This window comes from Streptomyces sp. NPDC059371, from assembly GCF_042751995.1.
Lineage (GTDB): Bacteria > Actinomycetota > Actinomycetes > Streptomycetales > Streptomycetaceae > Streptomyces.
This window is the reverse complement of the sequence record NZ_JBHYXD010000024.1, coordinates 73,825-87,257: the sequence shown is the minus strand read 5'-3', so window position 1 is coordinate 87,257 and position 13,433 is coordinate 73,825. Positions and strand designations below refer to the sequence as shown.

Here is a 13,433-nt window from a genome sequence, read left to right as displayed (position 1 = left end):
TGGGCCCCGCCTGTCCCGGTTTCGGGCAACCGTCCGGGGCCGGGCGCTCACCGCCGGTAGATGTATGCGGCATGAGCAGCACACGGAACGCGCCGAGCAGCACCCCGCACAGCCCCGGGGCGAGGTCGTCCGAACGGCTGGACGTCTCCGGTGTCACGGCCGAGGGCGCGGCCTGGCTCGCCTCGGCGGGAACGCATCCGCGCAGCACGCTCGCCCTGTGGCGGGAGCGGCCCGACGCGCCGGTCGTCCTGCTCTGCGGCAACGCGTTCGACGTCGTCAGCGCCTCGGCCCTCTTCGGGCGGCGGATGCTCGACCGGCTCTGGGAGGAGGGGCCGGGCTCGGGCCCGGTGGCGGCCCACCGCGGGCGGATCCTGCTGTTCGCCGCGCCCGGCACCGCCCAGCGGCTCCCCTCGCTCATGGAGTGGGAGGAGTGGGGCGCGGAACCGGGCGGCCGGTCGGGGCGGTGCCGGGAGGTGCCGCCGCTGCTCTGCCACGGCACGGGGGACGCGGTGACGGTGCCTCCGCCGCATCCCGGGGGCGGCGCGCCGGAAACCGTACGGACCGATTCCCGCTGGCTGGTCGCCCCCGACACACGGCAGCCGTGGCTCCCCGGCCCCGAGATCCTGCTCTGGGCGGCCGTACGGGCGGCCCGCGCGGCGGCGTCGGCGGCGGTACGGATATCGATTTTTCCTCCCGCCGATCAGGATGCTAAGGTCTACGACGTCAGCAGGCGCCGCTAGCTCAGTTGGTTAGAGCAGCTGACTCTTAATCAGCGGGTCCGGGGTTCGAGTCCCTGGCGGCGCACGCCAACGAGAGCGGGATGATTCGCGGAAACGCGAACATCCCGCTCTCGTCGTTTCCGCCTTCACGGGGCCGCTCAGCCCGTCGTGATCCGCACCGTCCAGGCCCCCGAGGCGGTCCGGTCCTCCACCTGGACCCGGATGTCCGCGCCCGGCACGGCGAAGCTCTCCCCGAGGCGCACCGGGGCGTCCGCGAGCGGCGGGTACACCGAGTCCTCCCAGCAGGACTCGGAGCGGGGGTGGGCGTCGAGGACCTGGATGGGGCCGCTGCCCGACTCGGTCCGGCTGCGGACCCGGTAGACCAGGACGCCCCGCTCGCACGCCGAGCCGTCGTTGCCCGCCGGTCCGCGCGCCTCCAGGGCGATGGCGCTGTCCGGGCCCGTCGGGACGACCGCCAGCTTGGTGCCCGAGCCGGCGCCGAAGGTCTGCGAGCCGGGCGGCGCCGCCACACCCACCGCGATCGGGGACATGCCCGGCGCGCCCGAACCGCGCGAGGACGTCCGCGCCGTGCCCGAGGGCACCCGCGGCCCCTGCCAGGCCCCCTTCGCCCCGGCCGTCTCGGCACCCTCCTTCGTCCCGGCCGCACTGGTGACCCCGCTCGTCCCGGCCGCACTGGTGACCCCGCTCATCCCGGCCATTCCGGTGACCCCGCTCGCCCCCACCATTCCGGTGACCCCGCTCGTCCCAGCCGTTCCGGTGGTGGCCCCGCTCAGCTCGGTCATCCCTCCCATCGCCGTCATCCCTCCCGTCCCGTCCGCCGCGGCCGGCCCACTCGCCGTCGAAGCGGCCGGGCGGGAGGCCAGCACCCCGGCACCGACCGCTCCCCCGGCGCTCGCGCCGGCCGAACCCACCGCGGAGCGCGCGGGTCCGGTCTCCAGCGGCTCCAGCGTCAACCGGGTGGTGCCGGCGCCCAGTACGCACGCCACCTGGCGCGGTTCCAGCCACCCCAGCCGCCACTTGTGCCAGCCGAAGAGGTCGGGGGCGAGGCCGAACTGGCTGCCCATGAGGTCCCAGTCGCCCACATAGGTGTCCCAGTCGCCCTTGCCGTCGGCGGGGCGGTGGTAGAGGTCGGGCAGGTCGAAGACATGGCCGGTCTCGTGCGCGAGGACGAGGCGGTCCGGCGGATGCTTCTCGAAGACCGTGACGACGCGCCGGATGTCCTTGCCGTCCGCGCGCAGGGGCGTGTCCAGGTTGACGACCTTCGTGGCGTCCGAGTCGACGCCTGGAGCGTCCGGGTCCGCCACGAAGTAGACGACGTCGTAACGGGAGAAGTCGACCTTCGGGTCGGCCACGGCGAGGGCGTCACGCAGATAGGCGGCACGGTCGCCGGCGTTCCAGTCGCGCTGTATGGCGTACGAGGTGGAGGCGTGCGGCATCCGGATCCAGGCGCGCTGGGGGTGCGGCCGGACCGTGAACTTTCCGTACGAGGCCTGCTCGAAGAAACGGCTGGTGGCCGGGAAGTAGTCGCCCGTCAGCTCGGCGGGCGTGGTGCGCGGGGTGGAGTCCGGGAAGGACAGGAAGACCATCACGGCGTCGAGGGGGCGGGTGGGACGCACGTACGCGGTGTTCCAGGTGTCGGCGCCCTCCGAGTGGTGCGCCGCGGTCCGCGTCAGGGCGCAGGGTGACGCGAGGGGTTCGGCGAGCGCGTGGCCCGGACCCAGGGAGGTCGCGGCGAGCGCGGTCATCGAGGTGAACATGGCCGCGGTGCTGCGCCAGCGGAGCGCCCCGTCGCGGGCGAGGCCGCGCAGGGCCCCGCGAGCGAGAACCCTCAGGGGGAGCGGACGCGGCACGTCGACCTCCGGATGCGGTTTCGGGACACCGCCTCCAGCCTGATCGCATTTGTACTACTTCGCCCTGTTTGCCTGCACCGGAAGAGTGAGTCGGCGAGCGGACCGACACCCCCGGACATGCACGGAACGTCACGTGCGGCCGACGAGAGAAGCAACCCGTCCGGATAACAGGCAGAAACGATCTGTCAGAACAGGTGGTTGTTCCTGGACACTGGACAGTGGCCGCACCGTTTCGGGGGCAGCCTCTATGATCGGCACACTTTCCTGCACGGACACGGCTTGTGCGGCCGCCCATCACCGGCCGACCGCCCCGAGAGACCCATACGAAGAACGAGTGCACTGCGGGAGCGAACGGTGAGCGGAACGTCCGAAGGGCCGGCGCCCGCGGGGGACCTCGTCCGGCCGGCCGTCACAGAACGTCACGTAAGCACGTCTTCTCGTACGTCCGCCGGGACCTCTCCCGGCCCACTCGCCCCCTCCGTACCGTCCGTGACGGCGGGGGCGCCCTCCGGGACGCCCGCGCCCCCGGCGGTTCCCGACGGAACGTCACTCCGCACCTTCCACGCGGCGTTCGCCACCGCTCCTCTCGCGATGGCGGTCGTCGACCGCGAAGGTCTCGTCGTCACCGCCAACGAGGCACTGGCCACGCTGCTCGGCGCCGGGACGCGGCCGCTGGCCGGGCGGGCCGCCGCCGACCTGGTGGACCTGGCCTCCGACGCCCGCACCTGGCACGCGTACCGCGAGATGCTGGGCGGCAGCCAGGCCCGGCTGCGCTGCACCCGCCGGCTCAAGCACCCCGACGGTCATGTGATCTGGGCGCAGATCACGATCGCGCCGCTGCCCCCGCAGGAACGGGCGGTCCTGGTCTCGGTCACCGACATCGGCGCGCGGCGTGAACTCCAGGCGCGGTTGCGGCACTTGCAGATGCACGACCCGGTGACCCGGCTGCCCAACCGCACCCTGTTCTTCGAGCGCCTGTCGGCGGCGCTGGAGGCGGAGGCGTACGAGGAGTGCGGAACCGGCCGGATCGGGCTCTGTTATCTGGACCTGGACGGGTTCAAGGCGGTCAACGACACTCTCGGCCACCGGGTCGGGGACCGGCTGCTCGCGGCGGTCGCGGAGCGTCTGACCCGCTGCGCCGAGGCGGCCGGCCTCACGAGGGCGGCCGCTCCCCTGGTGGCGCGCCTGGGCGGGGACGAGTTCGCCCTGCTCGTCGAGGACTCCACGGGCACCGACCAGTTGGCGGATCTCGCCGAGTCCGTGCTGAAGGCGCTCCAGGCGCCGTTCGACCTGTCGGGGCAGCGGCTGTCCTTGTCGGCGTCCATCGGGGTCGTCGAGCGGCGCGCCACCGGCACCACCGCGACCGGTCTGATGCAGGCCGCGGACACCACGCTGTACTGGGCGAAGGCGGACGGCAAGGGCCGCTGGACGCTCTTCGACCCGGAGCGCAACGCGCACCGCATGACCCGCCAGGCCCTGTCGTCCACCCTGCGCTCGGCGGTCGAGCGGGGTGAATTCGCCTTGGAGTACCAGCCGTTGGTGGGCATGGAGGACGGCGGGGTGCACGGCGTCGAGGCGCTCGTCCGCTGGAACCACCCGCGGTTCGGGACGCTCACACCGAACCGGTTCATCGGACTCGCCGAGGAGAACGGCTCGATCGTCCAGCTCGGCCGCTGGGTACTGGCCACCGCCTGCCGCCAGGCGCGCCGTTGGCAGCTCGACCGTCCGGACGCGCCGCCGATCTTCGTCAGTGTGAACGTCGCCGTGCGCCAGGTCTGGGACTCCGACCTGGTGGCGGACGTGGCGAAGATCCTCGCGGAGACCGGACTGGCCCCGCATCTGCTGCAGTTGGAGCTGACGGAGTCGGCGGTGATGGGCTCGGCGGGCCGTCCGCTCCAGGCTCTGCAGGCTCTCAGCGACATGGGCGTCCGCATCGCCATCGACGACTTCGGCACCGGCTACTCGAACCTCGCCTACCTGAGCAGGCTCCCGGTGTCCGTGCTGAAGCTGGACGGCTCCTTCGTCCGCGGCTTCCAGTACGAGAACGCCGATGGTTCCTCCGCCCACCCGAACCCGGCCGACGAGGTCATCGTCGAGGCGCTCATCCAGCTCGCCCACCGGCTGGGCCTGACGGTCACAGCCGAGTGCGTGGAGACCGCCTCGCAGGCGTCACGGCTGCGCGGGATCGGCTGCGACACCGGCCAGGGGTGGCTGTACTCCCGGCCGGTGGCGCCGGAACGCATCTCCGCGCTCCTGATGTCGGCGACCCGCCCTCAGGCGTCGGCGGCCGGATCCCCCGGCAACCCGTAGGCGTCCGCGATCAGTTCGTACGAGCGCAGCCGTACGTCGCCGCTGTGCGCGTTGCCCGTGATCATCAACTCGTCGGCGCCGGTGCGCTTCTGGAGGTCGTCGAGGCCGGCGCGCACCTCGTCCGCGGTGCCGTGGATGACGTTGGCGTTCCAGGAGCCGATGAACTCCCTTTCCATCGGGCTGAATTCGTACGCCTCGGCCTCCTCCGGGGTGGGCACGAGTCCGGGACGCCCGGTGCGCAGGCGGACCATGCTCAGGGCGGCCGCCAGGACCTGACGGCGGGCCTCCTTCTCCTCGTCGGCGGCGAGGGCGGAGACGCCGATGAGCGCGTACGGGGCGTCGAGGACCGCGCTCGGCCGGAAGGACTCGCGGTAGAGGTCGAGGGCCGGGATCGTATTCTGCGCCGAGAAGTGGTGCGCGAAGGCGAACGGGAGGCCGAGGGCACCGGCGAGGCGGGCGCTGAAGCCGGAGGAACCGAGCAGCCAGACCGGGGGCCGGTGCGGGGACTGGACGCCGCCCGGCGAGGTCGCCTGGACGGGCCCGGGGACGGCGTGGATCCGGGTGTAGGGGTGGCCGTCGGGGAAGTCGTCGTCCAGGAAGCGGACGAGTTCCGCGAGCTGTTCGGGGAAGTCGTCGGCGCCCTCGGCCGGGCGCTGGGTGCGGCGCAGCGCGGCGGCCGTGGCGCCGTCCGTGCCCGGGGCCCGGCCGAGGCCCAGGTCGATGCGGTGCGGGGCCATCGCCTCCAGGGTGCCGAACTGCTCCGCGATGACCAGCGGGGCGTGGTTGGGGAGCATCACTCCGCCGGAGCCCAGCCGGATGCGGTGGGTGTGGGCGGCGAGGTGGGCGAGGATCACCGCGGGCGAGGAGCTGGCCACTCCGGGCATCGAGTGGTGTTCGGCCACCCAGTAGCGGTGGAAGCCGCGATTCTCCGCGAGGCGGGCGATCTCGACGCTGGTACGGAGGGCGTCGCTCGCGGTGCGGCCCGCGCCCACCGTGACCAGGTCCAGTACGGACAGGGGTACGGGGGCGGTGCCCTGTGCTGTGCCGCGGATCTCGTCCGTCTCGGGCGTCTCGTCCACCGGGGGTGCCTCCTGTTTGCGTACCTGATGCGTCCTCGCGTCAGTAACAGGAGGCTGTCTCCGCTTATTCCCCCGGGACGGGGTGCCGAACTCGCCCCCGGGCGGGGCTGGGGCCTTGTGTCGCCCCCTCCGCCCCTGCCCGTCCCGTACCCGGGGGCGCTGCCCCCGGACCCCCGCTCCGCAAACGCCGGAGGGGCTGGATCTTGGCACCGGAGGGGCTGGATCTTGGTGCCGCCGGGACCGGATCGTCTGCCGGAGGACCTCTGGAAGTCACGCCTGGACGATGGGTTCTCTGGTGAAGAGGGTGCCCAGGTCTGGGGCGTTCACCCTGCGGCCCGTCAGGCGCAGGGCCTCCCAGACCGTGACCTGGGCCGCGGTGAGGACCGGTTTGGCGAGGTCCTTCTCCAGGGCCGTGAGATGGGAGGCGGTGTGCAGGGCCGTGTCGGGCAGGAGGATCGCGTCGGCGTCCGGATGGTCGGACTCCCGGGCCAGCGCGAGGACCCGGCCGTAGTCCCAGCCGGCGAGCTCGGCGGAGGTGGCGGCACCGGAGCCGCGGACCGCGGCCACCTCCGTACCGGTCTCCGTCAGGAACCGCGCGAAGAGCGCGGCCACGTCCTCGGGACAGGCCGCCCCGATCGCGACCCGGTCCGCGCCGATCTCCCGCGCCGCGTGCGCGAAGGCGAAGGACGTCGAGGACGCGGGCAGTCCGGCCGCCCTGGCGAGGCCGCGGACCTGTTCGTGGGCGCCCTGTACCCCGTACACGAAGCTGCCGCTCGCGCACGCCCAGACCACGGCCTCCGCGCCGGAGAGGCGCAGCTCGTCGACGCCCGCCGCGAGACGGTGCGCCGAGCCCATTTCGAGGAGCGCGTCCACGTGGTGCGTGTCCTCGCCCATGTCCGTGTGGACGACGGTCAGGCGGATGTCGCTGCCGAGGAGCTGCTCGATGCGCGGGTAGTCGTCCTCGGCCGAGTGGCCGGGGTAGAGGAATCCGAGTGCGGTCATGCCCAACCTTCCTGTTCATCGGGAAATACGGTCCCCGCCGGGCGGCACGGTCAATCAGCCGCCGGCGAGGGCCCACCGCCCGGGTACCCGGTTGGCGCAGCGCCGACCGTTTCTCCACCTGGTTGGCCGAGATCACCCCGGTCTCCGGGGTTCGCCCCGACCGGGGGATGTCGTCGTACGCCGGTGTTGACGGCCGCGGGTTCGGGTGCGAGCGTGGTCGGTCCCCTTGCGAAAGGGTTTCCCCTGATGAACGCCCGTACGTCCCCCGGTGCTCCCCGCCCGTCGGCCCCGGCCACCCTGCTCGTCCTGGACGCCGACCCGCTCCCCCGGCTGGGCCGGCTCACCGGCCGGGTGCGGATCGAACACGCCGACGAGTCCACGCTCGCGGAGAAGCTGCCGGACGCGGACGTGCTGCTCGTGTGGGACTTCACCTCGCAGGCCGTACGCCGTGCCTGGCCGGGCGAGGGGCCGCGGCCGGGCTGGGTGCACACGGCGAGCGCGGGCGTGGACCATCTGATGTGTCCCGAGCTCGTCGCCTCCGACACGGTGGTGACCAACGCGCGCGGTGTCTTCGACCGGCCGATCGCCGAGTACGTGGCCGCTCTGGTCCTCGCCATGGCGAAGGACCTTCCGCGGACCTGGGACCTCCAGCGCCGGCACGAATGGCGGCACCGGGAGTCGCAGCGGGTGGCCGGGACCCGTGCCTGCGTGGTGGGGTCGGGGCCGATCGGGCGGGCGATCGTGCGCACTCTCAAGGCGCTCGGTGTCATCACGGCGCTGGTGGGACGCGTCCCGCGCACCGGGATCCACGGGCCCGAGGAGCTGGACCGGCTGATGGCGCGCGCCGACTGGGTGGTGTCCGCGGCGCCGCTCACCGCGGAGACACGCGGCATGTTCGACGCCCGGCGCTTCGGGATGATGCAGCCCTCGGCCCGCTTCATCAATGTCGGGCGCGGTCGGCTCGTCGTCGAGGAGGCGCTCGCCGAGGCGCTGTCGAAGCGGTGGATCGCGGGCGCGGCCCTCGATGTCTTCCAGCACGAACCGCTCGGCCACGACAGCCCGTTGTGGGACGTCCCGGGCCTGATCGTGTCGCCGCACATGAGCGGGGACACGGTCGGCCGGTGGGACGAACTGGGTGAGCAGTTCGTGGAGTTGTACGAGCGCTGGGCCGCGGGCAAGCCGCTGTCGAACGTGGTCGACAAGAAGCGCGGGTACGTGCCGGGACACTGACCCGACCCGGAGGGACCAGGCCGCGCCGACGGGCCGGTCCGGAACCGGCCGGGCCGACGCCGTACAACTCCTCGGCCGCCGGCGCAAGGGCGAATCCGGCCCGCATACATCGCATGGTCCCGGGTAGCCGCGCGGCCATGGCTCCACCACTTGGGAAAACATGTGCGAACGCAACGAGATACGACAGACCGCAGTCCGGGACGACCCGCCGGTCGCTGCTCGCGGGGGTGGCCGCGCTCGGCACGCTCGGCGCCGCCGGCTGCAGTCGCGTGGCCACGGCGGCGTCGACGGACGGCGGTGATCTCCTCGGTCGGCTGAGGGCGCAGGGCGTCGTCCGGCTCGGCATCGCGGGCGAGATCCCCTTCGGCTACATCGACCGGGACGGCCGGCTCACCGGAGAGGCCCCGGAACTCGCCAAAGCCGTGTTCAAGCGGCTGGGAGTCGACCGCGTCCAGCCGGTGCCGACCGAGTTCGGCTCCCTCATACCCGGGCTCGACTCGCAGCAGTTCGACGTCGTCTCCGCCGGGATGTACATCAACGCCGAGCGCTGCGAGCAGGTCATCTTCGCCGACCCCGACTATCAGATGCTCGACGCGTTCATCGTGCGCAAGGGCAACCCGAAGGGGCTGCGCGACTACCGGGACGTCGTGGCGAAGAAGGCCACATTCGCGACCGGGACCGGCTACGCGGAGATCCAGTACGCCGTCGAGGCCGGGTACAAGGAGAGCGACATCCTGATCGTGCCCGACCAGGTGGCCGGGCTGAACGCGGTCGAGGCGGGGCGCGCCGACGTCTTCGCGGGGACGGCGCTGACCGTCCGCGAGGTGGTGCGGAACTCCGCGAAGACCGAGAGCACCAAGGCCTTCGCGCCGCTGGTCAAGGGCAAGCCGCACATCGACGGCGGCGGCTTCGCCTTCCGTTCGCCGGAGACGCGGCTGCGGGACGCCTTCAACGCCGAGCTGCGGAAGATGAAGGAGAGCGGCGAACTCTTCCGCATCCTGCGGCCGTTCGGCTTCACCAGGGCCGAGATGACCGACATGACCGCGAAGGAGCTGTGCCGCGGATGACATCGGGACTCTGGAAACTCGTTCTCGAAGGGATCTGGGTCACCGTCCAACTGCTGTTCCTCAGCGCGCTGTTGGCCGGAGCCATGTCCTTCCTGGCGGGAATCGCCCGCACCTCGCGGTCGTGGATCGTCCGCTTCCTCGCGGGCTTCTACACCGAGGTGTTCCGCGGCACCTCCGCGCTGATCATGATCTTCTGGGTGTACTTCGTGCTGCCGCTCGCCTTCGGCTGGCAGCTCGTCCCGCTGTGGGCGGGCACGCTGGCGCTCGGGCTGACGTACGGGGCGTACGGATCGGAGATCGTGCGCGGCGCGCTGACCGCGGTCGACCCGGCGCAGCGCGAGGGCGGGATCGCGCTCAGCTTCACGCCCTGGCAGCGGATGCGGCTGATCCTGCTGCCGCAGGCGGTGCCGGAGATGATCCCGCCCTTCTCCAACCTGCTGGTCGAACTGCTCAAGGGCACGGCGCTCGTCTCCGTGATGGGCATGGGCGATCTGACCTTCAGCGCCAACCTGGTGCGGCTCGCCCTCCAGCAGAGCGCGGAGGTCTACACGTACGTCCTGCTCATCTACTTCGTCATCGCCTTCCTGCTCACCCGGCTGATGCGGGGCCTGGAGAAGCGGCTCAAGGCCGGGGTCGGCAGGACGTCGGACAGCATGCCGGCCCGCGAGGCGAAGCGGGCCGCGACGGCCGGAGCGGGCGCCGGCGCGGCCGCGGGCGGAGGTGCCTCATGAACGGCACACCCTTCATGGAGACGACGATCGGTGGTGCCTCGTGACCTGGGACTGGAACGCCGTCGGCGACTTCATGCCGCACTTCTGGGACGGTCTGCTGATCACGCTTCAGGCGCTGGCCCTCGGCTCGGTGATCTCGTTCGCCCTCGGCCTGGTGTGGGCGCTGCTGATGCGGACGCCGACGCGCTGGGTGCGCTGGCCGGTCGGGGCGGCCACCGAGTTCGTGCGCGACACCCCGCTGCTGGTGCAGCTGTTCTTCCTCTTCTACGTGCTGCCCGAGTGGAACATCACGTTCTCCGCGCTGACCACCGGTGTGATCGCGATCGGACTGCACTACTCGACGTACACGATGCAGGTCTACCGGGCCGGCATCGAGGGCGTGCCCGCCGGACAGTGGGAGGCGGCCACGGCGCTCGGCCTGCCCGCGCGGCGCACCTGGACGGCGGTGATCCTGCCGCAAGCGGTCCGCCGTGTGGTGCCGGCGCTCGGCAACTACGTCATCGCGATGCTCAAGGACACCCCGCTGCTGATGACGATCACCGTGCTGGAGATGCTCGGCGAGGCGCGGCTGTACTCGCAGCAGCACTTCCAGTTCACGGAGCCGCTCACGGTCATCGGTGTGGCCTTCATCCTCATTTCCTACCCGGCTTCCCTGCTGCTGCGAGCCCTGGAGCGACGCCTTGTCCGCTGACACGAACACCGCAACCAGTCCCCTGCACGACCTCGCCAATCCCCCGGTGGACGGCAGCGAGCTGATCCGCTTCGACAAGGTCACCAAGCGCTTCGGGGACAACACCGTCCTCGACGACCTCGACTTCCGCGTCGACTCCGGCAAGCACGTCACGCTGATCGGCCCGTCCGGTTCCGGCAAGACGACGATCCTGCGGCTGCTCATGACACTGACCCGGCCGGACGAGGGCACGATCACGGTCGCCGGGGACCGGCTCTTCCCCGCCGAGGGGAAGCAGGTCCGCGAGGTCCGCAAGAAGATCGGGATGGTCTTCCAGCAGTTCAACCTGTTCCCGAACATGAGCGTGCTCAGAAACATCACCGAGGCGCCCGTGACCGTCCTCGGCCTGTCCCGGGACGAGGCCGAGGAACGGGCCCGCGGACTGCTGGACCTGGTCGGTCTCGCGGACAAGTGCGACGCGCGGCCGGGCCGGCTGTCCGGCGGCCAGCAGCAGCGCGTGGCCATCGCCCGCGCGCTGGCGATGCGCCCGCAGGTGCTGCTCCTGGACGAGGTGACATCCGCGCTCGACCCGGAACTGGTCGCGGGTGTCCTCGACGTCCTGCGTGACATCGCTCGCACCACGGACATCACGATGCTCTGTGTGACCCACGAGATGAATTTCGCCAGGGACATCTCGGACCAGGTGCTGATGTTCGATTCTGGCCATGTCATCGAATCCGGCCCGCCGGAGAAGATCTTCGGCGACCCGGAGCACGACCGGACCAGGGAATTCCTCGGCGCGGTCCTCTGAGATCGGGGAGCGAACGAGGGGCGGAGGGGGAGCGCGGCCGGCAAGACGCGAGGTCCCGCGAGTGGGGCATGCCCGAGGTGCCATGCCTTTGGCATATGCCAGGGTGGTGCGCTCCTGCTGAGAGGCGTGGAGCGCACCACCAATCTCGTCAACGGACCGCCACAGACGGCGTCTTGACCGTTATCGTGTAGTGAGCCCAGGTGTCCGGGCCGACGTCATTTTTGAGCCGGGCCATGAAGCGCAGGGGGAATCCGTGGCGCTGATGAACGAGCCGACCGCGCCGTACAACTCGGCCCAGGACGCCCTGCGCGTCCTGGAGACGCTGTCGCAGCACACCACCGGTGTCACCACGACCGAACTCGCCCGCCGGGCCGGCCTCGGCGCCGACCGGCTGACCGCACTGCTGCGCATGCTGCGCAGGGAGGGCTACGTCGAGCAGATCACGGACGGCGCGTACGTCACCGGCGCCGCCCTCGGCCGCCTCGGTTCCGCCCACGGCCGCGAGCAGGCGCTGCGCGAGAAACTCCAGCAGACGATCGACCGGCTCCGCGACTCGGTCGGCGCCGCGATCTACATCAGCCGCTACATCGACGGCGAGGTGCACGTCACCCAGTACGCGGAGAGCCCGTCCACCCCCGCGGTCAACGAATGGGTCGACTTCCGCTCCTCCGCCCACGCCAGCGCGGTCGGCAAGAGCCTTCTCGGCCAGCTCGACCACAACGGCCGCCGCGACCACCTCGCCCGCCACAAGATGGCCCGGCTCACCTCGCGGACCATCACCAGCGAGCGGCTCCTGCTGTCCCGACTCGACTCCCAGCCGGCCGCCGTGCCCGTGCTCGACCTCCAGGAGTACGCGATCGGCACGGTCTGCGCGGCCGTCCCGATCACCGCCGGCTCCTCCGTCGGCTGCCTCGCCCTCTCGCTCCCCGTCGAACACGCCCACCGGCTCCGCCGCGCCGCGGACACACTGAACCGCGGAGCGACCCCGGTGCTGCTGTCCCTCGCGATCTGACGGCCGCAACCGCTCCGGGCCCGCGCACAGCTCGTACGGGCCCGCACGAGTGGCCGACGCGCGTGGTCCGCGCGGCTGGTCGGAAGCACCCGCGCGGACCAGGTAGTATTTCCTTCGTCGCCGACCGCGGAAGCGGAAGGCGAGAGTCATGCGCCGCTAGCTCAGTTGGTTAGAGCAGCTGACTCTTAATCAGCGGGTCCGGGGTTCGAGTCCCTGGCGGCGCACCTTGGTGAAGGCCCTCCACGTCAGTGGGGGGCCTTCACGCATGTCCGGGAGCCTCAGGCGCCCGCGCTCATCCCCCGGACGGCCCCGCCGTGACGAACTCGGTCAGCACCCGCGCCAGCAGCTCCGGATCCCGTGCCCCGCACAGTTCGCGCGCCGAGTGCATCGACAGCCCGGCCACCCCCACGTCGACCGTCGTCACACCGAGACGGGCCCCGATGACCGGACCGATCGACGTCCCGCACGGCATCGCGTTGTTCGAGACGAACGGCTGATACGGCACCCCGGCCCGTTCGCAGGCCGCGGCGAAGGCGGCTACCCCGACACCGTCGCTGGCGTACCGCTGATTGACGTTGACCTTGATCACGGGACCGCCGTTGGGCAGCGGCCGGTGGTCCGGGTCGTGCCGTTCGGCGTAGTTGGGGTGGACCGCGTGCGTCATGTCGGAGGAGACGCACAGGGCACCGGCGAGGGCACGGTCGAAGTCCTCCCGGCCACCGCCCCGCGCGGTCACGGAGCGGCCGAGCACCCGCTCCAGGAAGGGGCTCTCGGCTCCGGACTCCGACCCGTTGCCGACCTCCTCGTGGTCGAAGGCGGCGAGCACCGGTATGGAGGCGGGGGGGGGGGGGGGGGCCGCCGGGGGGGGGGGCGCGGGGGGCCACCCCCGCCGGGGGGGTTATAAAAAAATAAGCAGCCGACCGGAATATTG

At 71.7% G+C, this 13,433-nt stretch carries 10 protein-coding genes, 2 tRNA genes and 2 pseudogenes; 10 read left to right on the top strand and 4 right to left on the bottom strand.

The window, feature by feature from the left end; all coding sequences use genetic code 11:
* The first annotated feature begins 71 nt into the window (after positions 1-71).
* Positions 72-740 (top strand): bifunctional DNA primase/polymerase, encoded by a 669-nt coding sequence (locus ACFXGX_RS16745; protein ID WP_384790937.1) that lies wholly within the window; start codon positions 72-74, stop codon positions 738-740.
* Positions 731-804, top strand: a tRNA-Lys gene (locus ACFXGX_RS16740). The genes ACFXGX_RS16745 and ACFXGX_RS16740 overlap by 10 nt, the downstream gene beginning before the upstream one ends.
* 799 nt (positions 805-1,603) lie before the next feature.
* On the opposite strand, the pseudogene ACFXGX_RS16735 reads toward ACFXGX_RS16740, so the two are convergent.
* Positions 1,604-2,590: pseudogene (locus ACFXGX_RS16735) on the bottom strand (M6 family metalloprotease domain-containing protein); the annotation flags it as partial.
* 354 nt (positions 2,591-2,944) lie between these two features.
* On the opposite strand from ACFXGX_RS16735, the gene ACFXGX_RS16730 reads away from it, so the two are divergent.
* Positions 2,945-4,900, top strand: a complete 1,956-nt coding sequence (locus ACFXGX_RS16730; RefSeq protein WP_384790934.1) for a putative bifunctional diguanylate cyclase/phosphodiesterase — start codon at positions 2,945-2,947, stop codon at positions 4,898-4,900.
* Here the strand turns inward: ACFXGX_RS16730 and ACFXGX_RS16725 are convergent.
* Together ACFXGX_RS16725 and ACFXGX_RS16720 are read right to left on the bottom strand one after the other, a co-directional pair.
* Positions 4,864-5,979 carry an LLM class flavin-dependent oxidoreductase gene (locus tag ACFXGX_RS16725; protein WP_384790930.1) on the bottom strand — a complete coding sequence of 372 codons (1,116 nt, stop codon included), beginning with the start codon at positions 5,977-5,979 and terminating at the stop codon, positions 4,864-4,866. The genes ACFXGX_RS16730 and ACFXGX_RS16725 overlap by 37 nt on opposite strands.
* 270 nt (positions 5,980-6,249) lie before the next feature.
* Entirely contained in the window at positions 6,250-6,981 is a 732-nt protein-coding gene (locus tag ACFXGX_RS16720) for a decarboxylase (RefSeq protein WP_384790926.1), read from the bottom strand.
* Between the two features lie 246 nt (positions 6,982-7,227).
* Here ACFXGX_RS16720 and ACFXGX_RS16715 point away from each other — a divergent pair, with 246 nt between their 5' ends.
* The 7 genes from ACFXGX_RS16715 (at position 7,228) to ACFXGX_RS16685 (ending at position 12,726) form a co-directional block, all read left to right on the top strand.
* Positions 7,228-8,211, top strand: a complete 984-nt coding sequence (locus ACFXGX_RS16715; RefSeq protein ID WP_384790923.1) for a D-2-hydroxyacid dehydrogenase — start codon at positions 7,228-7,230, stop codon at positions 8,209-8,211.
* 137 nt (positions 8,212-8,348) lie between these two features.
* Entirely contained in the window at positions 8,349-9,278 is a 930-nt protein-coding gene (gene ehuB, locus ACFXGX_RS16710) for an ectoine/hydroxyectoine ABC transporter substrate-binding protein EhuB (protein WP_384790920.1), read from the top strand.
* On the top strand, positions 9,275-10,009 hold the full coding sequence (ehuC, locus tag ACFXGX_RS16705) for an ectoine/hydroxyectoine ABC transporter permease subunit EhuC (RefSeq protein ID WP_384790917.1): 735 nt from the start codon (positions 9,275-9,277) through the stop codon (positions 10,007-10,009). The genes ehuB and ehuC overlap by 4 nt, the downstream gene beginning before the upstream one ends.
* A gap of 40 nt (positions 10,010-10,049) precedes the next feature.
* Positions 10,050-10,700: an ectoine/hydroxyectoine ABC transporter permease subunit EhuD gene (gene ehuD, locus ACFXGX_RS16700; protein WP_384790914.1), complete on the top strand. Its 651-nt coding sequence runs from the start codon at positions 10,050-10,052 to the stop codon at positions 10,698-10,700.
* Positions 10,690-11,490: an amino acid ABC transporter ATP-binding protein gene (locus tag ACFXGX_RS16695; protein ID WP_384790911.1), complete on the top strand. Its 801-nt coding sequence runs from the start codon at positions 10,690-10,692 to the stop codon at positions 11,488-11,490. Before ehuD ends, ACFXGX_RS16695 begins: the two co-directional genes overlap by 11 nt.
* Before the next feature lie 253 nt (positions 11,491-11,743).
* On the top strand, positions 11,744-12,502 hold the full coding sequence (locus tag ACFXGX_RS16690; protein WP_384790908.1) for an IclR family transcriptional regulator: 759 nt from the start codon (positions 11,744-11,746) through the stop codon (positions 12,500-12,502).
* 150 nt (positions 12,503-12,652) lie between these two features.
* A tRNA-Lys gene (locus ACFXGX_RS16685) sits at positions 12,653-12,726 on the top strand.
* A 68-nt stretch (positions 12,727-12,794) separates the two neighbouring features.
* Here ACFXGX_RS16685 and ACFXGX_RS16680 read toward each other — a convergent pair.
* Positions 12,795-13,337: pseudogene (locus ACFXGX_RS16680) on the bottom strand (M18 family aminopeptidase); the annotation flags it as partial.
* Positions 13,338-13,433 lie beyond the last annotated feature (96 nt).